The sequence below is a fragment of the Marivita sp. S6314 genome (assembly GCF_023015985.1).
Lineage (GTDB): Bacteria > Pseudomonadota > Alphaproteobacteria > Rhodobacterales > Rhodobacteraceae > Marivita.
Genome location: NZ_JALKAO010000003.1, coordinates 419,309 through 444,010, shown reverse-complemented (window position 1 = coordinate 444,010; position 24,702 = coordinate 419,309). Strand labels below are relative to the sequence as shown.

At 60.1% G+C, this 24,702-nt stretch carries 26 protein-coding genes and 1 riboswitch; of the genes, 13 read left to right on the top strand and 13 right to left on the bottom strand.

The features are described 5' to 3' along the window. Positions 1-88: 88 nt before the first annotated feature. From MWU54_RS18840 to MWU54_RS10790, 3 genes are all read left to right on the top strand, one after another. Complete coding sequence (locus tag MWU54_RS18840; RefSeq protein ID WP_247083162.1) at positions 89-805, top strand: cyclic nucleotide-binding domain-containing protein; 717 nt, start codon at positions 89-91, stop codon at positions 803-805. Then, positions 802-1,179 (top strand): DUF3307 domain-containing protein, encoded by a 378-nt coding sequence (locus tag MWU54_RS10795; RefSeq protein ID WP_247083160.1) that lies wholly within the window; start codon positions 802-804, stop codon positions 1,177-1,179. Before MWU54_RS18840 ends, MWU54_RS10795 begins: the two co-directional genes overlap by 4 nt. A 160-nt stretch (positions 1,180-1,339) precedes the next feature. Continuing rightward, the gene (locus MWU54_RS10790; protein WP_247083158.1) at positions 1,340-2,365 is read left to right on the top strand and encodes an extracellular solute-binding protein; all 1,026 of its coding nucleotides are present in this window, start codon (positions 1,340-1,342) and stop codon (positions 2,363-2,365) included. A gap of 49 nt (positions 2,366-2,414) precedes the next feature. Here MWU54_RS10790 and MWU54_RS10785 read toward each other — a convergent pair whose 3' ends face one another. The 3 genes from MWU54_RS10785 to MWU54_RS10775 all read right to left on the bottom strand — a co-directional run bounded on the left by MWU54_RS10785 (position 2,415) and on the right by MWU54_RS10775 (position 5,735). Then, positions 2,415-4,043, bottom strand: coding sequence for an iron ABC transporter permease (locus MWU54_RS10785; RefSeq protein WP_247083156.1), 1,629 nt, complete (start codon positions 4,041-4,043; stop codon positions 2,415-2,417). A gap of 150 nt (positions 4,044-4,193) precedes the next feature. After that, entirely contained in the window at positions 4,194-4,565 is a 372-nt protein-coding gene (locus MWU54_RS10780; RefSeq protein ID WP_247083154.1) for a hypothetical protein, read from the bottom strand. 264 nt (positions 4,566-4,829) lie between these two features. Then, positions 4,830-5,735, bottom strand: a complete 906-nt coding sequence (locus MWU54_RS10775; protein ID WP_247083153.1) for a hydrogen peroxide-inducible genes activator — start codon at positions 5,733-5,735, stop codon at positions 4,830-4,832. A gap of 104 nt (positions 5,736-5,839) precedes the next feature. Between MWU54_RS10775 and katG the strand changes: the two genes are divergently transcribed. Next, complete coding sequence (gene katG, locus MWU54_RS10770; protein WP_247083151.1) at positions 5,840-8,017, top strand: catalase/peroxidase HPI; 2,178 nt, start codon at positions 5,840-5,842, stop codon at positions 8,015-8,017. Positions 8,018-8,106: 89 nt separating this feature from the next. Here the strand turns inward: katG and iolB are convergent, their stop codons facing one another. Further along, positions 8,107-8,913 carry a 5-deoxy-glucuronate isomerase gene (iolB, locus tag MWU54_RS10765; protein ID WP_247083149.1) on the bottom strand — a complete coding sequence of 269 codons (807 nt, stop codon included), beginning with the start codon at positions 8,911-8,913 and terminating at the stop codon, positions 8,107-8,109. A 193-nt stretch (positions 8,914-9,106) separates the two neighbouring features. Here iolB and hydA point away from each other — a divergent pair, with 193 nt between their 5' ends. From hydA to MWU54_RS10745, 4 genes are read left to right on the top strand one after another with little or no spacing between them, the layout of a single operon-like run. Continuing rightward, positions 9,107-10,537 carry a dihydropyrimidinase gene (gene hydA, locus MWU54_RS10760; protein WP_247083147.1) on the top strand — a complete coding sequence of 477 codons (1,431 nt, stop codon included), beginning with the start codon at positions 9,107-9,109 and terminating at the stop codon, positions 10,535-10,537. Then, positions 10,534-10,923 (top strand): VOC family protein, encoded by a 390-nt coding sequence (locus tag MWU54_RS10755; RefSeq protein WP_247083145.1) that lies wholly within the window; start codon positions 10,534-10,536, stop codon positions 10,921-10,923. The genes hydA and MWU54_RS10755 overlap by 4 nt, the downstream gene beginning before the upstream one ends. Continuing rightward, positions 10,920-11,600 (top strand): aspartate/glutamate racemase family protein, encoded by a 681-nt coding sequence (locus MWU54_RS10750; RefSeq protein ID WP_247083143.1) that lies wholly within the window; start codon positions 10,920-10,922, stop codon positions 11,598-11,600. The genes MWU54_RS10755 and MWU54_RS10750 overlap by 4 nt, the downstream gene beginning before the upstream one ends. Further along, entirely contained in the window at positions 11,593-12,510 is a 918-nt protein-coding gene (locus MWU54_RS10745) for a dihydrodipicolinate synthase family protein (protein ID WP_247083141.1), read from the top strand. Before MWU54_RS10750 ends, MWU54_RS10745 begins: the two co-directional genes overlap by 8 nt. Before the next feature lie 10 nt (positions 12,511-12,520). Here the strand turns inward: MWU54_RS10745 and MWU54_RS10740 are convergent, their stop codons facing one another. The 4 genes from MWU54_RS10740 to MWU54_RS10725 all read right to left on the bottom strand — a co-directional run bounded on the left by MWU54_RS10740 (position 12,521) and on the right by MWU54_RS10725 (position 16,951). Next, a complete protein-coding gene (locus tag MWU54_RS10740; protein WP_247083139.1) occupies positions 12,521-13,327 on the bottom strand; it encodes an alpha/beta hydrolase in 807 nt (268 codons plus the stop codon). Continuing rightward, positions 13,324-14,865, bottom strand: coding sequence for an ABC transporter permease subunit (locus MWU54_RS10735; protein WP_247083137.1), 1,542 nt, complete (start codon positions 14,863-14,865; stop codon positions 13,324-13,326). Before MWU54_RS10735 ends, MWU54_RS10740 begins: the two co-directional genes overlap by 4 nt. Further along, a complete protein-coding gene (locus MWU54_RS10730) occupies positions 14,862-15,917 on the bottom strand; it encodes a betaine/proline/choline family ABC transporter ATP-binding protein (protein WP_247083135.1) in 1,056 nt (351 codons plus the stop codon). The genes MWU54_RS10735 and MWU54_RS10730 overlap by 4 nt, the downstream gene beginning before the upstream one ends. Before the next feature lie 68 nt (positions 15,918-15,985). After that, complete coding sequence (locus MWU54_RS10725) at positions 15,986-16,951, bottom strand: glycine betaine ABC transporter substrate-binding protein (protein ID WP_247083133.1); 966 nt, start codon at positions 16,949-16,951, stop codon at positions 15,986-15,988. A 209-nt stretch (positions 16,952-17,160) separates the two neighbouring features. Here MWU54_RS10725 and MWU54_RS10720 point away from each other — a divergent pair, with 209 nt between their 5' ends. Beyond that, positions 17,161-18,045: a LysR family transcriptional regulator gene (locus tag MWU54_RS10720; RefSeq protein WP_247083131.1), complete on the top strand. Its 885-nt coding sequence runs from the start codon at positions 17,161-17,163 to the stop codon at positions 18,043-18,045. A 6-nt stretch (positions 18,046-18,051) separates the two neighbouring features. On the opposite strand, the gene cobU is transcribed toward MWU54_RS10720, so the two are convergent. The 5 genes from cobU to cbiB form a co-directional block, all read right to left on the bottom strand. Beyond that, positions 18,052-18,564, bottom strand: a complete 513-nt coding sequence (gene cobU / locus MWU54_RS10715) for a bifunctional adenosylcobinamide kinase/adenosylcobinamide-phosphate guanylyltransferase (protein WP_247083129.1) — start codon at positions 18,562-18,564, stop codon at positions 18,052-18,054. Beyond that, a complete protein-coding gene (cobO, locus tag MWU54_RS10710; RefSeq protein WP_247083127.1) occupies positions 18,565-19,188 on the bottom strand; it encodes a cob(I)yrinic acid a,c-diamide adenosyltransferase in 624 nt (207 codons plus the stop codon). Next, positions 19,185-20,009 (bottom strand): ABC transporter substrate-binding protein, encoded by an 825-nt coding sequence (locus MWU54_RS10705; protein WP_247083125.1) that lies wholly within the window; start codon positions 20,007-20,009, stop codon positions 19,185-19,187. The genes cobO and MWU54_RS10705 overlap by 4 nt, the downstream gene beginning before the upstream one ends. Before the next feature lie 3 nt (positions 20,010-20,012). Then, positions 20,013-21,845, bottom strand: a complete 1,833-nt coding sequence (locus MWU54_RS10700; protein ID WP_247083123.1) for a TonB-dependent receptor — start codon at positions 21,843-21,845, stop codon at positions 20,013-20,015. A gap of 129 nt (positions 21,846-21,974) precedes the next feature. Then, positions 21,975-22,182, bottom strand: a riboswitch (cobalamin riboswitch). A 132-nt stretch (positions 22,183-22,314) separates the two neighbouring features. Then, positions 22,315-23,259, bottom strand: a complete 945-nt coding sequence (cbiB, locus tag MWU54_RS10695; protein ID WP_247083121.1) for an adenosylcobinamide-phosphate synthase CbiB — start codon at positions 23,257-23,259, stop codon at positions 22,315-22,317. 300 nt (positions 23,260-23,559) lie between these two features. On the opposite strand from cbiB, the gene MWU54_RS10690 reads away from it, so the two are divergent. The 4 genes from MWU54_RS10690 to MWU54_RS10675 are packed head-to-tail and all read left to right on the top strand — an operon-like array spanning position 23,560 to position 24,658. After that, the gene (locus MWU54_RS10690; RefSeq protein ID WP_247083110.1) at positions 23,560-23,706 is read left to right on the top strand and encodes a hypothetical protein; all 147 of its coding nucleotides are present in this window, start codon (positions 23,560-23,562) and stop codon (positions 23,704-23,706) included. Then, entirely contained in the window at positions 23,703-23,879 is a 177-nt protein-coding gene (locus MWU54_RS10685) for a hemin uptake protein HemP (RefSeq protein WP_247083108.1), read from the top strand. Before MWU54_RS10690 ends, MWU54_RS10685 begins: the two co-directional genes overlap by 4 nt. Positions 23,880-23,881: 2 nt before the next feature. Continuing rightward, positions 23,882-24,355 (top strand): hypothetical protein, encoded by a 474-nt coding sequence (locus MWU54_RS10680; protein WP_247083106.1) that lies wholly within the window; start codon positions 23,882-23,884, stop codon positions 24,353-24,355. Positions 24,356-24,400: 45 nt separating this feature from the next. Beyond that, entirely contained in the window at positions 24,401-24,658 is a 258-nt protein-coding gene (locus MWU54_RS10675; RefSeq protein ID WP_247083104.1) for a DUF1289 domain-containing protein, read from the top strand. Positions 24,659-24,702 lie beyond the last annotated feature (44 nt).

The window sequence follows — 24,702 nt, the reverse complement described above, 5'->3', positions numbered from 1 at the left end:
GGTCTGCAGGCTCTGGTTGACGGATCGGCCTTATGGATGCTCAGGTGGGTTTCATTAAACGGTTCGTTAATATCAGATCGGGTATATCGTGGAATCATTCTTTGGGTTCGAGCTGTCGACAGTTCTCGGATTTGCAGGGTTGACCGGCGTTGCGTTTTATCTTGGAGCCTACGCTGGATTACAGATCGGGATTTTACGGGGAAGTAGTTACACCTATACGCTTATGAACCTTGCGGCGGCGACGCTAGTTCTGATGTCGCTGGTTGTTGATTTCAACCTGTCCTCTGCCATCATTCAGGTCACCTGGATCATCATCAGTCTCGTTGGTCTGACACGGCTGACATATTTGAATGCGGTGACGCGGCTCAATGCAGAAGAGGCGACGTTGGTGAACACCAAGTTCCCGACGATGACGAAACCGAAGGCGCGCAAGTTCTTCAAGGCCGGGGAGTGGATTGATGCCGAGGCAGGCACGGTTATTGCCTTTGAAAACCAGCCGGTGCGCGCTTTGTTCTACCTTCTGAATGGCGAAGCCGTGGTGACGATTGACGGGACACAAATAGCCACCAGCACACCGGGAACGTTTTACGGGGAATTGACCTGCTTTGATGGGGGACCCGCCACCGCGACTGTAACGGTGACGCGGTCTGCCCGGCTTTTCAGGATCAGTTCGGACGCGCTGAACGCATTGTGCAACAAGGACGCCGACCTGAAGATGATCCTGGAAAATTCCTTTGGCGCAGATACGCGCGACAAACTGATCGCCGCCAATGTGCAACTGACGCGAACGGCGCTGGCGACATGACAGACCCTCCGGACCTACTCACCGCGCTCATCCTGTTTCAGATCAAACATTTCGCTTTCGATTTTCTTCTTCAGCCAGCCTATATCTGGCGCAACAAGGGCACCTATGGGCACCCCGGCGGGATTCTGCATGCGCTGGGGCACATGATCGGGTCGGTCCCCGCGCTTCTGGTTCTGACGGCCAGCCTGCCTTTGATCCTCGTGATTCTTCTGATCGAAGGGCTGCTTCACTACCATATCGACTGGTGCAAAGAGCAGGTGGCGACCCGGTGGAACCTGTCCTTTCAGGATCCTCGCTACTGGTACCTTTTCGGGTTTGACCAGCTTCTGCATCACCTGACCTATCTTGGCATGATTTGGTATTTCGTCGCCTGACCTGCGTGTCACCGCTCCCCCACCGCTTGTTATTTCAGCAAAAACGGCGTGCGAAAAATCGCTCGGTAATTTTCAGAGTATTTCTGTCAAGATATCTTGCAATTGCCTACGACTGTGGTACCTGACGTTTTTAATAAGGTTTAAAACTCAGGAGACAGTCATGACATTCAAGACCTCACTGCTTGCATCCGCAGCGTTTGCAGTATGCGCCACATCGGTTCCGGCTTTTGCCGAAGGTGAACTGAACCTGTATTCGTCGCGCCATTACGACACCGACGAACGCCTGTATTCGGATTTCACCGAAGCGACCGGCATCACGGTCAACCGGATCGAAGGCAACGCCGATGAACTGATCGCGCGGATGGAAGCCGAAGGCGCGAATTCCCCGGTGGATGTGTTCCTGACTGTCGACACCGTGCGGATCACCCGCGCCAAAGAGCTTGGCTTGTTGCAATCCATCGACAGCGACGTGCTGGAAACGCGTATTCCAAGCTACCTTCAGGATGATGACAACCAGTGGTTCGCCTTCTCGCAGCGCGCGCGCATTCTGTTCTATGACAAGACGGATGTTGAGAACCCGCCGCTGACCTATCAGGACCTTGCCAAGCCGGAATACGAAGGCATGGTCTGCATCCGGTCGTCCTCGAACGTGTACACCCAGAACATCACAGCCGCGCTTGTCGCGCATCTGGGTGAAGAGGCGGTTGGCGATTGGGCCAAGGCCGTTGTTGGCAACTTTGCCCGTGACCCACAGGGCGGCGACACCGACCAGCTGCGCGGCATCGCGTCAGGCGAATGCGATATCGCCATGTCGAACACCTATTACTATGCCCGCGCGCTGCGCAAAGGCGATAAGTCCATGTCTGACGAAGACCTTGCCAATATCGGCTGGGTGTTCCCGAACCAGAACGACATCGGCGCGCATATGAACATCTCGGGCGGTGGCGTTGCGGTGAATGCGCCGAACAAGGAGAACGCGATCAAGTTCCTTGAATATCTCGCCTCTGACCAAGCGCAGGATTACTTCTCGGCTGGCAATGACGAATATCCCGCCGTGCCCGGCGTTGGCCTTGCGCCTTCGGTTGCGGCTTTGGGCATCTTCCGCCCCGATGCGATTGATCTGGCGGATGTGGCTGAAAACATCGGCGCTGCTCAGAAGATCCTCAACGAGGCTGGCTGGCAGTAACACGGTCCCAACTGGATCAGAAAACGCGTCCCCGCGTGGGCGCGTTTTTTTATGTCGGTGTCCGGCGCCAGTCACCGATCTGCGCACATAGCAGGATCACCGGGATCAACCCCAGCCCCGCGATCATCAGACTTGGCACCGCCGCACCATCCAGCCGTTCATCCGATGCCAGCCGGAAGGCATGCACCGCAAGCGTGTCATAGTTGAACGGGCGCAGGATCAGCGTTGCGGGAAGTTCTTTGACCGTGTCCACAAACACGATCAGCAGCGCGGTCAGAATGCTTGGGCGCAGCACCGCAAGGTGAATGTCCTTCACAGTGCCCCATGCGGTGCGGCCCAGAACGCGGGATGCCGCGTCGATATTGGGGGTGACTGTCGCAAGCCCGCTGTCATAGGCCCCGATGGCCGCCGCCAGAAAGCGGATCATATACGCCGCGATCATCAGCCAGATCGAACCGGTGATCAACAAACCGGTCGAGATGTCGAACCATGCCTCCATGCGCGCATCAATCCAGTTGTCCAACTGTGCAAACGGCACCAGCAAGCCCACCGCGATCACGCCGCCCGGCACGGCGTATCCCAGGCGCGCCACAAACAGCGATGCAAGCGATGCGCGGCGCGGGGACATGCGGTGGAACGTGCCCAGGAACACCGCCGCAGACACGGTCACCACGGCAGCAATCGCGGCCAGCATGACGGAGGTTTGCAAAAACCCGAGATAGCGCGGGCTGAAGATGTTCTGTTCGGATCGCAGGCCCATGATCACAAGCGTCACCGTCGGGATCAGCACCCCGAACACCACCGGCAGCAGGCACGCGGCCTGCGCGGCAAGCGCCCGTCCGCCATTCAGATCGAAGCGCACGAATGTTTCGCGCCGGCCCTTCTGCCCAAACGCCGCCGCCCCCCGGTTGATGTGTTCCAGCGCGGCAACCAGCAAGGCAAACGCCAAAAGCCCCAGCGCCAGTTGCGCCGCAGCGCCGCGATCGGCAAGCCCGAACCAGCTTGTGTAGATGCCGGTCGCAAAGGTCTGTACGCTGAAATGCGCGACAGTGCCGAAATCGGCGATGGTTTCCATCACAACCAGCAACGATCCCGCCGCAATCGCCGGGCGCGCCATGGGCAACGACACCCGCATGAACGCGCTGAATGGCGACGCGCCAAGGGACCGCGCGGCGTAAAACGGCGCCGCCGCCTGCATCCGGAACGCCGCGCGCGCCAGAAGATAGACATACGGATAGAGCACCAGGGTCAGCATCAAGGCGGCCCCTCCCAGCGATCGGATCTCGGGGAACCAATAGTCGCGCGGCCCCCATCCCATCAGGTCGCGCAGCGTCGATTGCACGATGCCGGGATGATCCAGAACATCCGTGTAGGCATAGGCCAGAACATAGGCCGGAAAGGCCAGCGGCACGACAAGCGCCACTTCGAGCCAGCGTCGCCCGGGAAAATCACACGCCACAACCAGCCATGCTGTTGACGCTCCGATCACGATACTGCCCGTCGCCACGAGGACGACCAGAACCAACGTGGTCCACGTATAGCGCCACAAGACGGTTTCGGCGAGTTGGCCAAGCGTGTCGAGACTGCCGAACACCGCGGCAAAGATCACGCCAAGAATGGGCAAAACACAGATGGCGACAACGCACAGTGCGAGGCCCGAAATGATTTTCTTGTCCATTCAACCTGCCTGTATGCGAAGCGTCGTCAGTGAGGCGTGTCTATCGCGGAACGAAAGCAGAGTGTAGGCCTGATCGTTTTTATCGGGATTGTCGGTATCGGAGAGGTTGGCGCGCAAGTCCTGCGCCCGTGTCGCGCCAAACCCGCGCGCCTAATCCAAGGGGAAGCAGCGCACAATCTGGTGGATCAGGAAGGACACCAAGCGTCGATGTTCATGCGCCACGCGGGATTTCAGCAGAAATTGCAGGCTGAGGGTATCGCCGGTCGCGCTGGCGCTGCCAAGTTGCAGCAGCCAAAGTTCGTCGAATGTCAGTTCTGCCACCCCCGGCGCGTGCAATCGGGCGCGTTGACCCAACGCTTCGTTCAGACAGCGCATCAAGGCGGTGGCATAGGCCTGTTTGGTTTCAGCCTGGGTGGTCTTCAATAGCGCACAGGCTTCGAACAATCCGGTGCGCGGCATCGCACGGCACTGCATCGCCGTGAACCGCAGGTGGTTCAGGTACGCCATAGCAGGCGGCGGCACCGTCGGGACCGACGGTGGTGCAATGCGGTTTTCTAATCGCAATGGCCTCATATTACGGATGTCTCCGATAGCGTGAACGGACGGGATGCCGCCGCTGCAAATTCCTGACCATATTTATAAGTTATTGTCAGGATGACAAGCCTCCCGACAATTGTTTACGCCGGTTTTGCCCTGCGCAAGCTGATGCAGATCAATCGCTGACCGTTTTGTCCGTGCCGCGTGCACGTCCAGCACTCCGTACAAATCGGTGCGGTCAACGTACCCCTAGGACACGGCCTTCTCCGGGCGACCGACCCCGCGCACGACGGCAGCAATCTGCATCAACTGGTCGGCCAACGGGTTCGATTTGCGCCACACCATGCCAATCGTCCGCGACGGGCTTGGCTTGGGAAAGCGCGCCACCGATACGTTGGCCGCACGCAGTTCGAGGTTCAGCGCCATCTCGGGGATCAACGTCACCCCCATGCCCGCACCGACCATCTGCACAAGGGTCGACAAGGAACTGCCTTCCATCAACTGGCGCGGCTGGGTTTTGGTCATGTCGCAAAACGACAGCGCCTGATCGCGAAAACAATGGCCTTCTTCCAAAAGCAGCAGGCGCATCGTCTTGAGCGTTTCCGGCCCCGGCACAGGTTTGTCCGCATCTTGCGTCGGGCGCACAAGCACGAAGTCTTCCCGGAACACCGCGAATTCCTGCAGGCCGGGTTCCGAGATCGGCAAGGCAACGATGGCCGCATCCAACCGGGACTCCAGCAGGTCACGCACCAGCGATTGCGTCACGGATTCGCGCAGTTCAAGGTCGATTTCAGGGAAGCGGTGCGACAAGGCGGCGATGGTGTTTGGCAAAAGATACGGCGCGACGGTTGGGATCACGCCAAGCCGGAAGCGACCCGCAAAAGGCCCCCGCGCGGCGCGCATCCGGTCTTCAAGCTCTTCGACAGACAACAGAACGTCGCGTGCCTTGAGCAGAAAATCCTCTCCCGCCGCCGTCAGCACAACCTTGCGCGCGCCCCTTTCAACGAGAAGCGTGTCGAACATCGTTTCCAGTTCCTTGATCTGCAACGACAGGGCCGGTTGCGAGATGGCACAGGCGTCGGCGGCGCGGCCAAAATGCTGGTGACGGGCCAGCGCATCGAAATATCGCAGGTGTTTCAGGGTCAGACTTCTCATAAGTACACTTTATCATGACTGTAAGAATATCCAATTGGAGTTTATCGCAGCACCGGTTTAGAACAATTCTAGAGTTTACTGAATCAGTCTGAGGGGACACGATCATGGACGGCAACAATCTTGATAAATCGGGCGCCTGCCCTGTCATGCACGGTGGCAACACCGGCACCGATAACAGCGTCACGAAATGGTGGCCGAAATCGCTGAATCTGGACATTCTTCACCAGCACGGCGCACGGACCAACCCGATGGACCCTGACTATAGCCACCGCGAGGCGGCCAAGGCGCTGGATTTTGACGCGGTGAAAGAAGACGTCAAAGCGCTGATGACAGATGGCCAGGATTGGTGGCCTGCGGATTGGGGACACTATGGTGGCCTGATGATCCGTCTGGCGTGGCACTCTGCCGGATCTTACCGCATGGGTGATGGCCGTGGTGGTGCCGGGTCCGGCAACATCCGCTTTGCGCCGCTGAACTCCTGGCCCGACAACGCGAGCCTCGACAAAGCGCGCCGCCTGCTGTGGCCGGTGAAGAAGAAGTACGGCAACGCGCTGTCTTGGGCTGACCTGATCATTCTGGCGGGCAACATGGCGTATGAATCCATGGGGCTGAAAATGTTTGGTTTCGGCTTTGGCCGCGAAGACATCTGGGGCCCGGAAACGGACGTCAACTGGGGGGCCGAAGATGAATGGCTGGCCCCAAGCGAAAACCGTTACGGCGATCTGGATGAGCCGGGCACCATGTATAACCCGCTGGCAGCGGTCCACATGGGTCTGATCTACGTGAACCCCGAAGGTGTGAACGGCCAGCCCGACCCGGCCCGCACCGCGCTGCACGTGCGTGAAACCTTTGCCCGCATGGCGATGAACGACGAAGAAACAGCCGCGCTGACATGTGGCGGTCACACCGTCGGCAAGGCGCACGGCCGCGGTGCCGTGGACAAGATCGGCGCAGAGCCGGAAGCCTGCCCGGTGCACGCACAGGGTTTTGGCTGGGACAACCCGGGCCTCGACGGCAAGGCCGCCAACGCGTTCACTTCGGGGATCGAGGGCGCGTGGACACAGCATCCGACACAGTGGGACATGGGCTACTTTGACTACCTGTTCGATTACGAATGGAAGCTGACCAAATCCCCGGCAGGTGCAAACCAGTGGGAACCGGTCGACATGCCAGAGGACAAGAAGCCTTTGGACGCAACAGATCCGTCCAAGCGCGGTCTGCCATTGATGACCGATGCCGACATGGCGATGAAGGTAGACCCGATCTACAACGAGATCTGCCAGAAGTTCCGTGCCGATCCCGAATACTTTGCAGAAACCTTTGCCCGCGCGTGGTTCAAGCTGACCCACCGCGACATGGGTCCGAAGGTCAACTACCTTGGGCCAGACGTACCAGCCGAAGACCTGATCTGGCAGGATCCGATCCCGGCAGGCTCGACCGGCTACGACGTGGCGGCGGTCAAAGCCAAGATCGCAGACAGCGGACTGAGCGCGGCTGACATGATCGCCACCGCCTGGGACAGCGCCCGCACGTTCCGCGGCTCTGACAAGCGCGGCGGTGCCAATGGGGCCCGCATCCGTCTGGCCCCGCAGAAGGACTGGGTTGCAAACGAACCCGAGCGTCTGGCGAAGGTGCTTGGCATTCTTGAACCCATCGCAGCCGAAACAGGTGCGTCCGTGGCGGACGTGATCGTTCTGGCGGGCAATGTGGGTCTGGAGCAGTCGCTGAAGGCCGCGGGTCACAACATCGACGTGCCGTTTGCGCCGGGCCGTGGGGACGCGACCGACGAACAGACCGACCACGACAGCTTTGACGTGCTCGAACCGCTGGTCGATGGCTTCCGCAACTTCCAGAAGGACCAGTACGCGGTTTCGATGGAAGAGCTGATGCTCGACAAGGCGCAGCTTTTGGGTGTGACAGCGGCTGAAATGACCGTTCTGCTGGGCGGCATGCGGGTGCTGGGCACCAACCATGGTGGCACAAAGCATGGCGTGTTCACGGATCGCGAAGGTCAGTTGACCAATGACTTCTTTGTCAACCTGACCGACATGGCCAACAGCTGGCATCCGGTTGAGGACGGCCTGTTCGAAATCCGTGATCGCAAGAGCGGCGACGTCAAGTGGACGGCCACAAGCGCCGACCTTGTCTTCGGCTCAAACTCGATCCTGCGGTCCTATGCCGAGGTCTACGCGCAGGACGACAACGCCGAGAAGTTCGCGCGCGATTTCGTCGCTGCCTGGACCAAGGTGATGAACGCCGATCGCTTCGATCTGGCCGCGTAAACCAAACAGTCCGGGCCGCTTTTGGTGGCCCGGACCTTTCCACCTTCCCGGCGTGCCTGTCCAACTTACCCTTGGCAGTAGCTGAGACGTTACCCGTCGCGCTCCATGATCCATTCCACCTCGGGCGCTGGCACGAACCGCCATTTCCGCAGCGGTCCCGCCATGACGTTGAGGTAATACATCTCGAATCCGTAGGGCGCACCGCACGGGTGATGACCGCGCGGAACAAGCACCACGTCACCATCTGACACGGCCATCGTCTCATCCAACTGTCGGTCATCGGTATAGACCCGTTGGATCCCGAACCCCGATGCCGGGTTGAGCCGGTGGTAGTAGGTTTCCTCAAGATAGGTGATCCGGGGGAAGTCATCCTCGTCATGCCGATGGCTTGGGAAGGATGACCAATGCCCGGCTGGCGTGAACACTTCGGTCACCAGCAGGCTGTCGGCGTAGTCTTCGTTCTCCATCGCGATATTGTTGATGTAGCGGGTGTTTGTCCCGGTGCCCCGGTTTGTCAGAACAATGCCGTCCGGCCCGATGCGGCGCGCGTCATGACCGCCCCGTCCGGGCGCGGAGCACACCGCGATGATGCAATCGGTGTCGGCGACCGCCGTCCAGTCCGTCCCATTGGGCAGGTAAAGGCAATGCGGTGGTGTTTTTTCAAACACGTTCAGACGGTCGCCCAGAACGCCCCAATCCTGACCCGCCCCGGTGATCCGGGCCTTGCCTTCGATCATCACCAGAATGACTTCCCGGTCGCCGGTGGCTTCCGAGGCCGTGTCGCCGGGCTTCAGGTGGTACAGCGAGAACCCGACATAGCGCCATCCCGCGCTTTCGGGTGTGATCTGATGAACCTTTCCCCGTGTGCCAAAGGGTTTTCTAAGCAACTGCACCATCAACGCCTCCAAACGCTTTTGGGGATCATATCCGATCTTTTGCAGATTAGTACCGTCGCAAGGTCGCTGCGAAGCTGTGCGTCATGCGTCCAGTTCCGTCGCCACCCGTCCGGCACCGCGAGATGCGCTTTCCCTTTGCAGGTCCGGAATTAGCGGGCATGTTGCGATCAGGGTTACAGGAAGGCGGATGGGGATGTCTCGAAAAGCGGATCTGGTCATACGCGACGGACAAGTTGTGACGCCGGAGGGGATCGTCACCGGTGATGTCGCAATCACGGATGGCACCATCACGGCGGTTGGCGGACGCATCGAGGCGGCGGACAACGAGGTGTCGGCAAAAGGCAAATGGGTCATGCCCGGCGGTGTCGACCCCCATGCACATATCGAACAAATGTCCGGTATGGGACAGTGGAACGCCGATACGTTTGAATCCGCGACGCGGTCGGCAGCCATGGGCGGCACCACAAGCGTGATCTCTTTCGCCGCGCAGGCCAGTGGACAGTCTTTGGCCAAAACTGTGGCAGATTACGCAGCCCGCGCCACGCGCGGGGCGATGATCGACTACGCGTTTCACATGACGCTGACCGATCCGACCGTCGATGCGTTTGAAGCCGACCTCGCGGCGTTGATTGGCGCGGGGCATCGGTCGCTCAAGGTGTTCACGACCTACAATATCCAACTGGCGGATGCCGACCTCTTGCGCATATTCAAACAGGCGCGGGCGTATGGCGCGCTGGTGTGCGTTCATGCCGAGAACGACGCGATCATTTCGCAGGCAAAAGAGGCGTTGATCGCCGCCGGTCAGACGACGCCCCGCGATCACGCCCGGTCCCGGCCTCCCATGGCCGAGATCGAGGCGGTTGAGCGGATATGCCGGTTTGCCGAATACCTCGATCAGCCTGTCATGCTGTTTCATATCTCGACAGCGGAAGGGGCCGCCGCCATTCGCACCGCGCAGGAGCGCGGGGCACCGGTTTGGGCGGAAACCTGTCCGCATTACCTGTTCATGACGGAGGAGGTTCTGGACAAGCCGGGGATCGAAGGTGCGAAGTGGATGTGCTCTCCGCCACAGCGAACCGCGACAGATCAGGCTGCCCTGTGGGAGGCCTTGGACGCCGACACACTGGCCTTGGTGTCATCCGACCACGCGCCCTATCGGTTTGACGAAACGGGCAAACTGTCGGCTGGTCCGGATGCCGGGTTTCACCAGATTGCCAACGGATTGCCGGGGCTGGAAACGCGGCTGCCGTTGATGTTCGATGCGATGGTGTCCGGGGGCAAGGGTGGAGCAGAGGCCTTTGTCGAGCTGACCTCTACCGCCCCTGCCCGTCTGTACGGACTTCAGACCAAGGGCGAGATCACGGTGGGACGCGACGCGGACATCGTGATCTGGGATCCAGAAAAGCAAGTCACCTACGGGGCAAATGATCTGCACGACAATGTCGGCTACAACCCGTGGGAAGGGCGCGTGATCACTGGCTGTCCCAAGCATGTCCTGTTGCGCGGTCAGACGCTGGTAAAGGATGGCACGTTCTTTGGGTCGCCGGGACAGGGACGCTGGATCAACCGACGGGTTCTGGCAACCCAACCGACCGGGCGCTCAACACAGGAGCCTGCGCAATGACCAGACCCGACACCGACAACGAGCTTGCGATCACGTTTTTCTACTATCGCGACCTGCCGCAGGCGATGCGGTTCTACGAGGATGTTCTGGGGCTGCCGCTGGCCATTGATCAGGGCTGGTGCAAGATCTACCGCATCTGTCCGGGCGCGCATGTTGGGCTGGTGGATGAATCCAAGGGCATGAACAAATGGACAGCCGACAAGCCTGTGCAGCTTTGTATCCGGGTGCCGGATGTGGATGCGTGGTACACTTACGCTCAGGAGTTGAATGTGGACGGGCTGTCTTCGTTGTTCGTCAATGACGAGATCGGCATCCGTGCGTTCGTGTTCAACGATCCCGAAGGCTACCAGATCGAAATCCAGTCAGCGACGCGGGCCGGTGCATGAGCGCGCTGATCGTCATCAATCCGAATTCTTCGCAAACGGTCACCGATGGCATTGATGCGGCGGTTGATCCGTTGCGCGCCTTTGGTGTTCCGATCCGGTGCCTGACATTGGCCGAGGGTCCACCGGGGATCGAAAGCCAGATGCAGGCGGACCTGACGATTGCACCGATGTTGAAACTGGCCGCTGCACAAACCGATGCAGCGGGCTATGTGATCGCGTGTTTTGGCGATCCGGGGCTGCACGCGCTGCGCGACCAGACATCGCGCCCGGTGGTTGGCATTCAGGAAGCCGCTGTCATGACGGCGCTGACACTGGCCCAGAGATTTGGGGTGATCGCCATATTGCCAGCCTCGATCCCGCGCCATCTGCGGGCGTTCGGCGCGATGGGCGTTTTGGACCGGCTGGCGGGGGACCGTGCGTTGGGTCTGGGGGTCACCGATCTGGCTGATCCAGCCAAAAGCCGGGACGCGATGATCGCAACCGGCCTGCGCCTGCGTGACGAGGATGGGGCCAACGTTCTGATCATGGGGTGTGCCGGGATGGCGCAGTATCGTCAATCGCTTGTGGATGCGACGGGATTGCCCGTGGTCGAACCGACGCAAGCCGCCGTCAGCATGGCGCTGGGTCACATCCAACTGAACCTGTCTCACACACAAAAAAGAGCAACACATGCTTGATGAAACCACCAAAGGCGTTTTCACCATCGCCGCCACACCGTTCCTGCCGGATGGTGCGCTGGATTTCGACAGCATCGACCGCATGGTCGACGCCTATATCGCAAAAGGCGCCAACGGCCTGACCATCCTTGGGATGATGGGCGAAGCCGGCAAACTGTCCTCAGAGGAATCCGTTGCCGTCACCCGCCGCGTGATCGCGCGCTGCGACGTGCCGGTTGTGGTGGGCGTCTCAGCCTCGGGCTTTGCGGCGATCCGTGCGTTGAGCCATGAGGCGATGGAGGCCGGAGCCGCCGGTGTCATGGTCGCGCCACCTATGGGGTTGCGGACCGATGCGCAGATCGAAAGCTACTTTCAGACCGCCGCAGAGACGCTTGAAGGCATCCCGTTTGTGCTTCAGGACTTCCCGCTGGCCACGGGAGTGCAGATCTCGACCTCGGTGATCCTCAGGATTGTCGAGGATTGTCCCAATTGCGTGATGCTCAAACACGAGGACTGGCCGGGGCTTGAAAAGATCAGCGCCCTGCGCGCCGCGTCAGACGGGGGCGCTCGGCGGATTTCGATCCTGTGCGGCAACGGCGGGATGTACCTGCTTGAGGAATTGCTGCGCGGGGCCGATGGGGCGATGACGGGGTTCGGCTATCCCGAAATGATGCGTCAGGTGTACGACACTTTTGTCGGTGGCGATCTGGACCGGGCGCGCGACATCTTCGATGCGTATATGCCGATGATCCGCTACGAGGCCCAGCCCGGCATGGGGCTGGCGATCCGCAAACACACGCTGGCACAACAGGGCGTCATCGCCCATCCGACATTGCGCAAACCAGGTGCGGGATTATCGGCAGCCGCTATCGCAGAGGTCGATGCTTTGGCCGAACGTCAGAAACAGCGCTTGTCAGAGTTGGGACTATAGATCTGCGCGGCTAGGACACCGATCCCATCGACATCTTGTTGTACGGTTTGTCCGCTTCAACCGTACGGGACGCGGGCCGGGTTGGACCCGTGCTTGGCTGTCGCAGGAAATCCAGAAGGATGGCATTGAAGATTGCGGGCTTTTCCATGTGAACCGCATGCGCGCATCCGGGGATGACCGAAAGATGACATCCGTCAATCGAGGACCACAGCTGTTCCACCTGGCTCCAGGGATAGGTCCGATCCTGATCGCCCCAGATCACCAGTGACCGGGACCGGATATTGGCAAGGTTGTCGGACCCGCTCCACGCATACATTGCATCAAGACCGGCATGCACCGCCGGAAGTCGGGACTGCTGCGCGATATCGGCACAGGCTTCATAGGCCTCGGCCCGATCTTGCGCGAGAAACCACGTCGCGGCGATCCGGCGGGCGGTCCTGGGTGCTCCATCTGCAACCGCGCGGCTTTTGGAGGCTTCGATGGTTTCAAACCGCCCCGGCAAGACACCGTTTGCGCCGGTTCCGTACAGCACAAGCGCATCGACGCGATCCGGGGCGCGGTGGATCATCTCTTGCACCACCATGCCGCCCATCGAATGGCCCAGCAGATGAAAGCGGTCGATGCCATCGGCGGATAACTGGTCCAGCACCCAATCGGCATAGGCCCCGATTGTGTCGAGCGGCGGCAGGTGCGCATTGGCCCCGAAGCCCGGCAAATCGGGGGCAATGATCCGGAACTCCTGCTCCAATTCTTTGCGCTGCACCTGCCATTGCTGGCTACCACCCATAAACCCGTGAACAAGGACCAACGGCGTCATTTGCGTGCGCCTTGTACGATACGGTCAAGGATCATGGCGCAGAAGAGGATGGCAAAGCCCGCCAGGATCCCCTGCCCCACATTGGCGTATTGCAGCGCTTCAAGCACGTCTTCGCCCAACCCCTTGGCCCCGATGAGGGACGCGACCACAACCATCGCCAGCGACAGCATGATCGTCTGGTTGATGCCTGCGCGGATCGACGGGCTGGCCAGCGGCAGGTCCACCTTTGTCAGCAGATACCATTTGTTCGCGCCGAAACTGATCGCGGCTTCGCGCACGCTTTCGGGCACACCGCGCAGGCCCAGAACGGTCAGGCGCACGACGGGTGTGCCGCCAAAGATCATCGTGACAATCACCGCCGCCGGTTTGCCGACACCGAAAAACGCGATGACCGGGACCATGAAGACGAAGGCGGGCATGGTTTGCATGAAGTCCATGATCGGCTGGATAAACGCATAAAACCGGGGGCGACGGGCGGCGAACATGCCCAGCGGGATACCGATTACGATGGACAAAAGCGCCGCTGTACCCAGCAAGGCAAGCGTGGTCATCGCGGCCTCCCAGAACCCGAGCAGGCCCATATAGGCCAGGAACGCGCCCGAATAGATCGCGGTGCGCAGGCCCGCTGTCAGCCATGTCAGTAACACGATCAGGCTGGCGATCACGATCCACGGGGTCTGCACAAGGATCACCTCAAGCGCATCCAGCAGGGACCGGATGGCGAAGGTCAGACCATCGAAGAAGGCCTCGGAATTGCGAACGCACCAGGCGATGAAGTTTTCGACCCATGTGATCCCGGTCAGGCGGATATCCGGGTCGGTCGGGAAGGTGCTGAGCAGCGAAAAGCGCCCCGGAAAACTGTAATGCACCATCGCGGTGGACACGATCAGCACCATGAAGATGGCGCTCAGCGCGATGTGCTGCGGCGGCAGGCCCGAGCGGACGGTGCGGTCCGACAACCATTCGGAAAACCGCCCCTCAAGCGCCCAGTTGGCGGTGACGGCTTGAATGGCTTTGACCACGACCAACAGGACAACGCCCGTCAAAACGATGGTCGGGCCTTCGGCGGCCAACGCCTCGGCCTCTTCCCGGATGCCGCCGATATTGGCCTCAAGCGAGTCGACGGTGCGTTGAAAGGCATCGACCCTGTCAGACCCGTTTTCAATGGCCGCCGCCAATTGCTGACGGCGCAGCTCCAGCGTGCCTTCAATCGACGCGATCCGTGCCATTGCGTCCGCCGCCAGATCGCCAAACAATCCACGCGCGATTTGCACAAAAGCCAGCGCTTCGAGGATCAGGAACGGCAAGGCCCAGGACCACAGACCGCGTGCGCCAAACCAGATCGGACCGAACAGGCCCGCCATCAGGTTGAAGGTTGGCGTGAACCGGGAGGATGCGCCGATCTTGTCGAAGTTCTGGATGTAGTAATCCGGGCTGGTGCGCACGAAGGTGCGGATATTCTGGCGGCGTTCCTCGGCATAGGCCAGCGCCGCGTCGCTTTCGGTGTCTTCGAGCGGGTTGATGTCTTGTTTGTTCATGACATTTCCGTCCCTTCAACCACGGTGCGCAACAGGTCTGCGCGGGTGATGATGCCCACATCCACACCGCCATCCTCGACAAGAATCGCATTGTCGTCTTCGATGGCGAGGTTGATGAGGTTGCTGAGGTTTTCGCCCTCGTTCACGCGCGGCGCGTTTGCGGGGATCGGGCCGTGTGCCGCGATATAGGCGTCCAAGGGCTGCATCACCGCATGGGCATGCACGACCTTGAGGCGCGATATACCAGCGACGAAATCGGCCACGTAGTCGTCCGCCGGGTGCATCACGATGTCTTCGGCGGTGCCCATCTGCACCATCTTGCCGTCGCGCATGATCGCGATGCGGTCGCCGATGCGGACGGCCTCGTCCAGATCATGGGTGATGAAGACGGTCGATTTCTTGAGGATCTTGCTGAGGCGGATGAATTCGTCCTGCAATTGCCGCCGGATCAGCGGATCAAGGGCAGAAAACGGTTCGTCCATCAACAGGACGTCTGGGTTCGCGGCAAGCGCGCGGGCAAGGCCGACGCGCTGTTGCATCCCGCCCGACAGTTCATGCGCAAATTTCGCGCCCCATGCGCCCAGTTCGACAATATCAAGGATCGCCGCCGCCTGCCGCATGCGTTCGTTCTTGGCGACCTGCCGGATTTCCAGCGGCATCGCCACGTTGTCGAGCACCGACCGATGCGGCATCAGCGCGAAGTTCTGGAACACCATGCCGATCTTGCGGTTGCGGAAGGTCTGCAATTCTTGCGGACCAAGCGCCATCACATCGGTGCCTTCGATTTCGATCTTGCCAGCGGTGGGTTCCAGCAAGCGGTTGAAGTGGCGCACAAGGGTGGATTTGCCGCTTCCGGACAGGCCCATGATGCAGAAAATCTCACCACGTTTCACATCAAGGCTGACATCGGCCACACCCACAACGGCGTTGAATTCGGCCAGTACCTCGGCCTTCGACAAACCGCGTTCATGGATCGCCTTGAGCGCCAATTCGGGTTTGGCCCCAAATATCTTCCAGACGTTCGAAATCTCTATGACCGTGTCGTCATTCATCAGGCCACGCCTTGTTCAGAGAAAGTGCGGGCGCCGACCACGAGGGCCGACGCCACGGGATGAGCGGATCAGAGGCCCAGCCAACCGTCAACGCGGTCACTGTTGGCGTTGACCCATTCGGCGGCCACTTCAGCCGGATCGCGGCCATTTGCGCTGATCTCAAACGCGAGCTGGCTGACATCTTCGGCGTTCAACTGGAAGTTCTGGAAAAACTCTGCAATCGCCGGGGACCGCTCTGGCAGAGAGTTGGACCACGCGATCTGCACGTCTTTCAGCGCGTCTTTGGTGGCGACCATGGATTTGTTGAACCAATCCGGGTCATCCGAGGGCTGCACCATCACGTATTTTTCGGGATCGAACGCTGGCTCGGTCAGCATCTGAACGTCGAACATGAACCAGACCGCGTGCGGTTCATAGCAATAGAACGCATAGCCTTCACCCTTGGCGATGCTGTCCTTGATGCGCGCGGTCTTGACCGCCTCTTCGGCGCGGATGGGTTCGATGAAATCCATCAGACCGTAATCGCGGACTTTGACTTCGTTCACATTGGCCGACGCCCAACCGGGGGCGCCGATCCACATCTCACCCAGACCGTTGCCATCGCTGTCCATCAGCGCCGCGATGTCCGGGCGGCCAAGGTCTGCAATGTCGGTGATGTTGTTGGCTTCGCCGAAATCCTTGGTCACGCAGAAGCCCTGGTTGCCCTGGTAGGGGTTCGACGACAGGGTGACGGTGCCGGCGTCATCGACATATTGCTTGGTAAAGCTTTCCTGATTGGGCAGCCAGACATCCGGATGTACGTCGATGTCACCTTTGCCCTGATCCATCGCCTGAAAGATCGTGGCATTGTTGCCGGGGACATATTCGACCTTCCCGCCGATGCGGGTTTCCACGACATGGCCCAGCACATGCGCGATGGCCTGTGCGCCGGTCCAGGACGGCACACCGATTTTGACTTCTTCACTTGCAAGAGCGGGCAGCGCGAAGGTGCTTGCCACGGCTGCAAGGCCCAGTTTTTTTAATGTGTTTTTCATTGTGTTTCCTCTGTTGGAGTGTCTGTGCACGCCCGCTGACTGCGCTGTCGCGCAAGCGGGGTGAGACGTGACGTGGTTGGCAGCAGCGTCATGCACCAAGCGTAGGGCACGAATTTTGTGAAACGCCAATTCGAACAATTCATTAAACTATTCCGAATTTGCATAGATTAACCTAGGGTCAAAACATCTCTTTGTTTTTCGGGGCAAAAATGGATCTGAACTGGCTCAGGGACTTTGAGTGTCTCGCGCGCACAAAAAACTTTACGCGGGCGGCTGATGAAAGAAACATCACTCAGTCCGCGTTTAGCCGACGCATCAAGGCGCTTGAAAGCTGGGTGGGCATGCCGCTGGTCAATCGGGCGACCTATCCGGTTGAACTGACCGCGTCGGGGATGCAGTTTCTGCCGGTTGCGCAGGCGGCCAGCACGCAACTGGCCGAAGCGCGGCAGAACCTGCGCGATGTAGACAGGGGGGACCGGCGTTTTATCCGGTTCTCGGTCTTGCACACGATCTCGGTCAATTATCTGGCCTCGCGGATTGAAGAGGTGCAAGATGTGATCCCCGATCTGCGCACGCGGGTGGTGTCGGATTCACTGTCTACCTGTTGCGATCTGCTGGTCGAAGGCGCTGTGGATATTCTGGTGTGTTACGCGCACCCAACCGTCAGTCCGCTGATTGATGAACGCGCATTTGAACGCAAGGATTTGATTGTGGACCGCCTGATCCCCGTCGCATCGACCCGACACGCCGGGGCCAACGGATGGACGCTGACGTCGAGCACCGGACCGACGATCCCGTACCTGGCCTATGAGCCGTCATCGTTTCTGGGCATGGTGGTCGATCAGACCATCGACGGCAAATCCATGAACACCGAGGTTATCTATGTCGATGCTCTGGTGGAGGCGATCAAACGACGGCTGCTGGCCGGACGTGGATTTGCCTGGATGCCGAAAACCGCCATCGCGGCGGAACTGGAGGCGGGATTGGTGACGCCGATCGGAGACGAAAGCTGGATCGCGGATCTGACGATTTCGGCCTTTGCGAATACGGACGGTTTTGACGACACCGCGCGCCAGGTCTGGGACTTGTTGTAGGTCAGGTCACCCGCCTTTGATCGTCAGGGCCTGACCGCACACCACAAGGTCAACCCGGTCGACCACAGCGCCGATGCGTTGGTTCATCACGCCACACAGATCCCGGTAGGATCGGCCAAGGCTTGAGGTCGGGACAATCCCTGACCCGACCTCATTGGTCACCAGCCAGACCGGAGAGGCCTGTGATTGAAGCGTGTCGCAAAGTGTTGCTAGTTCTTTTGAGACGTCGGCTTCGGCCAGCACGCGGTTGGACAACCAGAGTGTCAGGCAATCAACCAAGCGCGGGCCATTGCCATCGGTCCGGTGCAAGGCCTCTGCCAGATTGTGCGGTTCCTCGACGGTGATCCAGCCCTCACCCCGGTCAACGCGATGCTGGGTGATGCGGTCCGACATTTCGGCATCCAGCGCTTCGGCTGTGGCGATATAGACCGGCGGACCGCCCAGCGCCAAAACCTGCGTTTCGGCGTGGCGGCTTTTGCCGGATTTGGCACCGCCCGTGACCAGCCCGAGAAACGCCACCTAGTATTCCACGCCCGGCTGCGCAGCGATGCCCTGTTTGCGGAAGGGATGTTTGATCTCTTTCATTTCGGACACGAGGTCCGCGATGTCGATCAAAACGTCCGGCGCATTGCGCCCGGTGAGCACCACATGGGTCATCTCGGGTTTTTCATTTAGCAGGAAATCGGCGACCTCCTCGGCATCCAGATAGTCATAGCGCAGCGCGATATTGATTTCGTCCAGCAGAACCATCTTGATGTCAGGGTTCCGGATCAGGTCCTTGGCCTTTTCCCACGCCTTTGTCGCGGCGGCGATATCGCGTTCGCGGTCCTGCGTGTCCCAAGTGAAACCTTCGCCCATGACATGCACCTGGCAGATATCCGAGAACCGATCTTTCAGAAGTTCGCGTTCAGCAGAATGCATCGAGCCCTTGATGAATTGCACCACGGCACAGGGAAACCCGTGCCCGATGCAGCGCAGGATCATGCCGAAACCGGAACTGCTTTTGCCTTTGCCGTTGCCGGTATGGATGATGATCAGACCTTTCTTGTTGGTCTTCTTGGCCATCATCTTTTTGCGCGCGGCCTGCATGCGCTTCATGCGCTCGGCGTGGCGGGCGTTGATCTCGGCGTCTGTGTCGGTCATTTCGTGTCCTTTTCTGAATGTCGCAGCGCCGCCACCTGTTCGGCCACTTGAGCCACAGCGCGCAATGCGTTGGGGGTGCCGCAGGTCCAGTCAGACGTGCTGTGCAGCACGGGGTACGCCGCAAGCGCGGGATGGGTTGTCATTTCCTCGGAGCGTGAAAACCCGCCATATCGGGGTGATCCGACAAGCAGGTCTGGCTGGTTCAGTACCACTTGTTCCAGCGACAGCCGCCCGTTGCCGCTGAACCCCAGTTCCACCGACAGGTTGCGGGCGCCGCCCGCCGTCAGGATATCATGGCTGAGGGTGCCTTCGCCCAAGGCGAAGCCGTTGGGATAGAAAAACGCCGCCAAGGGGGCGGTGTCGGACACGGGCCGTCGCTGCGCAAGCTCTGCTTCGACCTCTTTCGCCAAACGCTCTGCCCGGTCCTGTTGCTGCAACACCTTGCCCATGTCGCGCAGCTGGTCCGGGATCTCATCCAGCCTGCGCGTCAGGGGAAATTGCGCAATGTCGATGTCGATCTCGCGCAGCATGCCAAGCAAGGCCGGATCCGTGAAGCTGCCTGCGACCACGATATCGGGTTGCGTGATGGCAATGGCCTCGGCGCGTCCGTTGTTCTTGGCATAGGGGGCTGCATCCTGTGCCATCGAGGAGGACCGGGGGTCGTCTGACAAGGCGCTGAGCGATACGATCTGATCCGGATCGGCCACCAGCATCACAAGCTGATCGGTACACAGATTGACCGACACCACCTTTGGCAGGTCAGAGGCGCTGGCCCAGCAGGGGGCCAACGCGAATATGCCAAGCGTCAGAAGACGCCGCATGATTTAGAACGACGTTTCGACACCAAAGCGGATGGTCCGCTCGGGTGCGTTGAAGCCGCGAACGGTCTGGTAGGACACGTCGGCCACGTTGTCGATTGCGCCGTAAACATAGGCGGTGTCGGTGATGTCGTAGCGCGCTGACAGGTTCCAGACCGTGTAGTCATCAAGTGCCGTCGGGGTGCCGAAGCCGTCCAGAATGTCGGCAACGCGGGTCATGTTCACGCCGACCTGCAATTGATCCGTGACATCCGCTTGCAGCGCCAGCGACAGGTCGTGACGCGGCACGCGGATCAGGCGGTTGCCGTCTTCTTCGGCGTTGGTCAGCGTATAGGTGCCCGAGAGCCGCACCCGGTCGGACAGCGCGTAAGACCCGCTGAGTTCCAGACCTTTGGTTTCAACCGTTCCGTCGGTTTGGGTGTAGCAGCCAAAACTTTGCGACGGCAGGCAATCCGGCGATGACCCAAAACCGATCAGGTTGTCAATTTCGGACCAGAACAGCGTGGCCCGCACCGATCCGCGATCGCCGTAGCTGTGTTCGATGCCAAGATCGAAGCTCCGGCTTTCTTCGGGGTCAACCACACCCGATCCGGCAAAGGGGCCAAACCGTTCGTACAGCGATGGCGCGCGGTAGCCGGTGCCCAGCGACGCGCGGATCGTTGTGGCGTCATTGAACGCATAGGACAGGGCGGCGCGGCCGGACAACTGGCCGTCGAAATCGGAATAGTCGTCGTAGCGCAGGGTCAGCGACAGTTCCAACTGGTCGTTGGGTGTGGCCTTCACTTCACCGAACACCGCCGTGTTGGACGCGTCATAGTCGGCCCCGTCCAGCGTGGCGCGCTCTTCGGTCCAGTCGGCCCCGAAGGCCAGCGCGATGGTCGGAGAGATTTCGCCAGTGGCGAGGTAGGCCGCGGTGTCGCGTTGGCCGTTGAATTCTTTTGTGAACCCACCTTCATCGAAGCGATCCACCTCGTAGGAGCTGAACGACAACTCATGTGTCCACGATCCGATCTGGTATTCGCCGAACACGCGCAGCCCTTTGCGGGTTTCGTCGAATTCACCGGAACTGTCGGTGGTTGAGCGGTCAAATTCGGAGGTGCTGTCGGACCAGATGCCCGAAAGCCCGACGCGGATTGCATCGCTGACCTGATAGGCGGCAAAGAGGTTGACCGAACTTTGTTCAAAGCCGTCGTTTTCATCGTCTGTGTCGCGCGCGGAAAAGCCTTCGGAGGTCACACGGCCAAGGCTCAGGGCCAGTTCGGCACGATCATCAAGGTAGCCGACGCTGACATTGGCCGCGCCCGTTTCAAAGCTGCCGAACTCCAGCTTGGCATTGCCAGAGACACCGTCCTGCGTTGGCCGCCAGCTTTGGACATCGATCACGCCACCGATGGCGTCCGAGCCGTAGATCGCCGATTGCGTGCCCTTGATGACGGCGACCCGATCCAGCGATCCGGTCAGCAATGTTCCAAAGTTGAACGCGGTTTGCGTGCTTGACGGGTCGGTCACGTCGATGCCGTCAACGCGGACGCCGAGATACGATCCGCCCAGACCACGAATGCGGACGGTCGACCGAGTGCCCAGACCGCCATTGGCCGACACCGAAACGCCGGGCAGCGCGTCCAGCGCGGATGCTGCACCCAGCCCGCCTGTCGTCAGGTCTTCGCGTTCGGCGACGTCAATGGTTGCGCCGGTGGTGTCGAGCGTTGTCGGAAGTAGGCCGCCGAAGACGACGATTTCTTCAAGGTCGACAACCGTGCCGCCGATGTCCTGAGCAGCGACCAGCGATGGGGCAACCAATGTTGTGCACAAAAGCAGTTTGGGTGTGAGGCGTGACATGACATGTCTCCCAGTTTTTGTCCGGCGCTTGGCACCGGTTAGATGACGATATCTGGAATGCATGAGCATCCGCAGACGGTGATAGACACCACTGCGGACGTGCCGCCGCCCCAACGCACCCCGCGTTCGGACTGGGTGTTGGCTTACGGCAGGTCTCCTGACTTGCGGGTCTATGCTCTGCTGGCCTTCCCAGCCCCGACAGTCGGGACCAGTGGCAGTTTCAGCGTCGCTCGCCGCTCACAGTTGCGGGGGCAGTCGCGGATTTTTCGTAATAAGCACCGCGTTCCCTTTTCACCAAACGTCTTTCAACGTCCGGACCGTAAACAGGGTCATCTGCACCCGCAGGCGGGGCTGCGTCAAGCCCGGTTTACACATGTGATGTGCGGCTTGGCGGGGATCGGGACATTCTGACGCCATAAACCGGACGCGCGCGTTTGCACGCTTATGGCGCCGGTGACGTCAAAGCAGGTCAGCCGACTGCGGCCAGAACGATCAAGAGTACCAGACAGAACAGCATCGTCCTGCGATACAGCTCCAGTCCGCGCCGGATGTCTGTTGCACTTGGGTCAGGTGCGCCGGTGTTGACCCAGGGCTCCTCAACGCGCCGGTCGCCATAGACCCGGGGTCCGGACAGACGCACGCCCAACGCCCCGGCCATCGCTGCTTCGGGCCAACCTGCGTTGGGGGACCGATGTTGGCCCGCATCCCGCCACATGATCTTGAGCGATCCCGCAGCGTGCAACGTCATACAGGCAAACAGAAGCCCGGTCAGACGCGCCGGGATCAGGTTAACAAAATCGTCAAGGCGCGCGGCCACTTTGCCAAATTGCTCGTAGCGCGCGTTGCGATGACCGATCATCGAATCCAGCGTGTTGATCGCCTTGTAGATCGCAAGCCCCGGCAACCCGAAACAGACGCCCCAGAACACGGGCGCCACAACGCCGTCCGAGGTGTTTTCCGCCAGCGTTTCCAAGGCGGCGCGTGAAATGCCTGCCGCGCCCAACTGGTCGGGATCACGGCCAACGATCTTTGACACGGCTGCCCGGGCCTCTGCCAAAGTGCCTGCGGACAACGCGTCGGCAACCGCCGCGACATGTTCGTGCAGCGACCGCATGGCGATCAAGGGCCACATCAGAACGCCCATAAGCACCATGCCGCCCGATCCATCCGGTAGGAGGTACAGAATGACTGACGTCACAGCCCCGACAATGAAGACAACACATGTGACGGTCACAGCACCAAACAGTAGTCTTTCGGTGTCCGAGAAGCGCGGCGCGTTGAGCCTGCGGTCGAAACCGGCGATCACCCGCCCGATCCACGTCACCGGGTGCCCGATCTTTTGATACAGGCGGTCCGGCCAGCCGATGGCCCCGTCCAGTATCAGGGCAAGGATCATTGCGCCGGCGAACATCATCTGCCGCTGACCCCGGTCTGCGTGGGCGCGTGAATTTTATGGCGCGGTTTCATATTTCGGCATCCCGTTTTTGGCAGGTCCAGGTGGTTTGACCTTGGGCTTTGAAGAACCGACGGCAGAGCGTCAAGCGTCCGGTTCGTACAGCGGAACGGTACGGTTTGGCACTCCACTGCTGGTTCACGCCAATTGAGTGTTTTTGTCGGGATTGCATTTCTGATAAAAATAGTCGACAAATACGATCAGAGATTCCCAGCCACCTGCTTGTGCAGCGCAGCCCGGACACAATCGAGGATGCTTGAGATGGTTTGGTTGTTCAGTTTGCTTTTCCCGAAACATGAGACGGGATCGCTTTGTTGGCGCGACGCCATGTATGGCTGCCTGTCGCAGGGCGGCACCTGCGAGCCGGGTCTGGAACCGCTGGCCGATATGTTGGGGGATCGGACATGAACGCGATGACAGATCACCGCTACAGCACGACGCCCGCAGCATCTGAAGAGGACAGCGTCGTCCATGATGCGCGCGCGCTGATCCCTGACGGGGTCAAGGCGACGATTGTTCTGGATGAACAGGTCTACACCCTGCGGATCACCCGCGCTGGCAAGTTGATCCTGACAAAATGAAGATGGAGCGCGATATACGCGGTGCCGCCATGGTGGGTCAGTTGACCGAGGTGTCCCCCTGGGAAGCCGAGTTGATCCTGAACCTGCGGCTTTGGCAGGATGGTGTGCGCGGTCAGGACCACGTTTGGAACAGCTATGCGCGGGTGTTCGGACCGCAAGAAGGCCGTGCGCAACTGGACGTGTTCGAACAGCTTTTGTGGGTGATCGAAGCCAACATGATCCGCCCTCTGGTCCGGCACGGGGTCGCGTGCCGGTGCATCGGGTCGGACGAAGCGGTTTTTGCCAACATGGTGCGTTTTGCCAGTGACGGCGAATTACACGAAGCGTCCTTGATTGCGACACTCATGGTGCGGCCGGCGCATGCGGAGCATGTGGCGTTGCTTGCCGGAGAGGTTGGCACGGCCACCCGGGAACTGGCGCGCGGACATAACGCCGCCCGGGATGGATTGAAGAACGCCCCGTTTACAATGCATTGAAAGCAACACCCAGCCTGGCGGCACCTGCCCCAAAGCGAGGACATGATGGCAAAAGTACCGAGCCCTTGTATTGACGTCTGCAAATTCAAACGCGCCGGGCATTGCATCGGATGTTCGATGACGAAAGCGCAGAAGTCCTTGTTCAAGGAACTGAAGAAGGACAAGCACAGGCTGGCGTTTCTGGATATGTTGCGGGGGCAACAGGCGGCGATGGGCAAGTACAGCCACTGGACGGTGGCCTATCAGAAAAAGCTGAAAAAGAAGAAAATTAAACTGGTGTGGGACAGCGACAAAGTCGCGTAGACACACTTAAGGCGGCGCTTGGGAGCGCCGCCTTATAAAATAAA

Bases quoted from the DNA above. Each gene is read 5' to 3' on its own strand.
- MWU54_RS10795 (WP_247083160.1), top strand. From the start codon at position 802: ATGACAGACCCTCCGGACCTACTCACCGCGCTCATCCTGTTTCAGATC.
- MWU54_RS10790 (WP_247083158.1), top strand. From the start codon at position 1,340: ATGACATTCAAGACCTCACTGCTTGCATCCGCAGCGTTTGCAGTATGC.
- MWU54_RS10785 (WP_247083156.1), bottom strand. From the start codon at position 4,043: ATGGACAAGAAAATCATTTCGGGCCTCGCACTGTGCGTTGTCGCCATC.
- MWU54_RS10775 (WP_247083153.1), bottom strand. From the start codon at position 5,735: ATGAGAAGTCTGACCCTGAAACACCTGCGATATTTCGATGCGCTGGCC.
- katG (WP_247083151.1), top strand. From the start codon at position 5,840: ATGGACGGCAACAATCTTGATAAATCGGGCGCCTGCCCTGTCATGCAC.
- iolB (WP_247083149.1), bottom strand. From the start codon at position 8,913: ATGGTGCAGTTGCTTAGAAAACCCTTTGGCACACGGGGAAAGGTTCAT.
- hydA (WP_247083147.1), top strand. From the start codon at position 9,107: ATGTCTCGAAAAGCGGATCTGGTCATACGCGACGGACAAGTTGTGACG.
- MWU54_RS10755 (WP_247083145.1), top strand. From the start codon at position 10,534: ATGACCAGACCCGACACCGACAACGAGCTTGCGATCACGTTTTTCTAC.
- MWU54_RS10750 (WP_247083143.1), top strand. From the start codon at position 10,920: ATGAGCGCGCTGATCGTCATCAATCCGAATTCTTCGCAAACGGTCACC.
- MWU54_RS10745 (WP_247083141.1), top strand. From the start codon at position 11,593: ATGCTTGATGAAACCACCAAAGGCGTTTTCACCATCGCCGCCACACCG.
- MWU54_RS10740 (WP_247083139.1), bottom strand. From the start codon at position 13,327: ATGACGCCGTTGGTCCTTGTTCACGGGTTTATGGGTGGTAGCCAGCAA.
- MWU54_RS10735 (WP_247083137.1), bottom strand. From the start codon at position 14,865: ATGAACAAACAAGACATCAACCCGCTCGAAGACACCGAAAGCGACGCG.
- MWU54_RS10730 (WP_247083135.1), bottom strand. From the start codon at position 15,917: ATGAATGACGACACGGTCATAGAGATTTCGAACGTCTGGAAGATATTT.
- MWU54_RS10725 (WP_247083133.1), bottom strand. From the start codon at position 16,951: ATGAAAAACACATTAAAAAAACTGGGCCTTGCAGCCGTGGCAAGCACC.
- MWU54_RS10720 (WP_247083131.1), top strand. From the start codon at position 17,161: ATGGATCTGAACTGGCTCAGGGACTTTGAGTGTCTCGCGCGCACAAAA.
- cobO (WP_247083127.1), bottom strand. From the start codon at position 19,188: ATGACCGACACAGACGCCGAGATCAACGCCCGCCACGCCGAGCGCATG.
- MWU54_RS10705 (WP_247083125.1), bottom strand. From the start codon at position 20,009: ATGCGGCGTCTTCTGACGCTTGGCATATTCGCGTTGGCCCCCTGCTGG.
- MWU54_RS10700 (WP_247083123.1), bottom strand. From the start codon at position 21,845: ATGTCACGCCTCACACCCAAACTGCTTTTGTGCACAACATTGGTTGCC.
- cbiB (WP_247083121.1), bottom strand. From the start codon at position 23,259: ATGATGTTCGCCGGCGCAATGATCCTTGCCCTGATACTGGACGGGGCC.
- MWU54_RS10690 (WP_247083110.1), top strand. From the start codon at position 23,560: ATGGTTTGGTTGTTCAGTTTGCTTTTCCCGAAACATGAGACGGGATCG.
- MWU54_RS10685 (WP_247083108.1), top strand. From the start codon at position 23,703: ATGAACGCGATGACAGATCACCGCTACAGCACGACGCCCGCAGCATCT.
- MWU54_RS10680 (WP_247083106.1), top strand. From the start codon at position 23,882: ATGGAGCGCGATATACGCGGTGCCGCCATGGTGGGTCAGTTGACCGAG.
- MWU54_RS10675 (WP_247083104.1), top strand. From the start codon at position 24,401: ATGGCAAAAGTACCGAGCCCTTGTATTGACGTCTGCAAATTCAAACGC.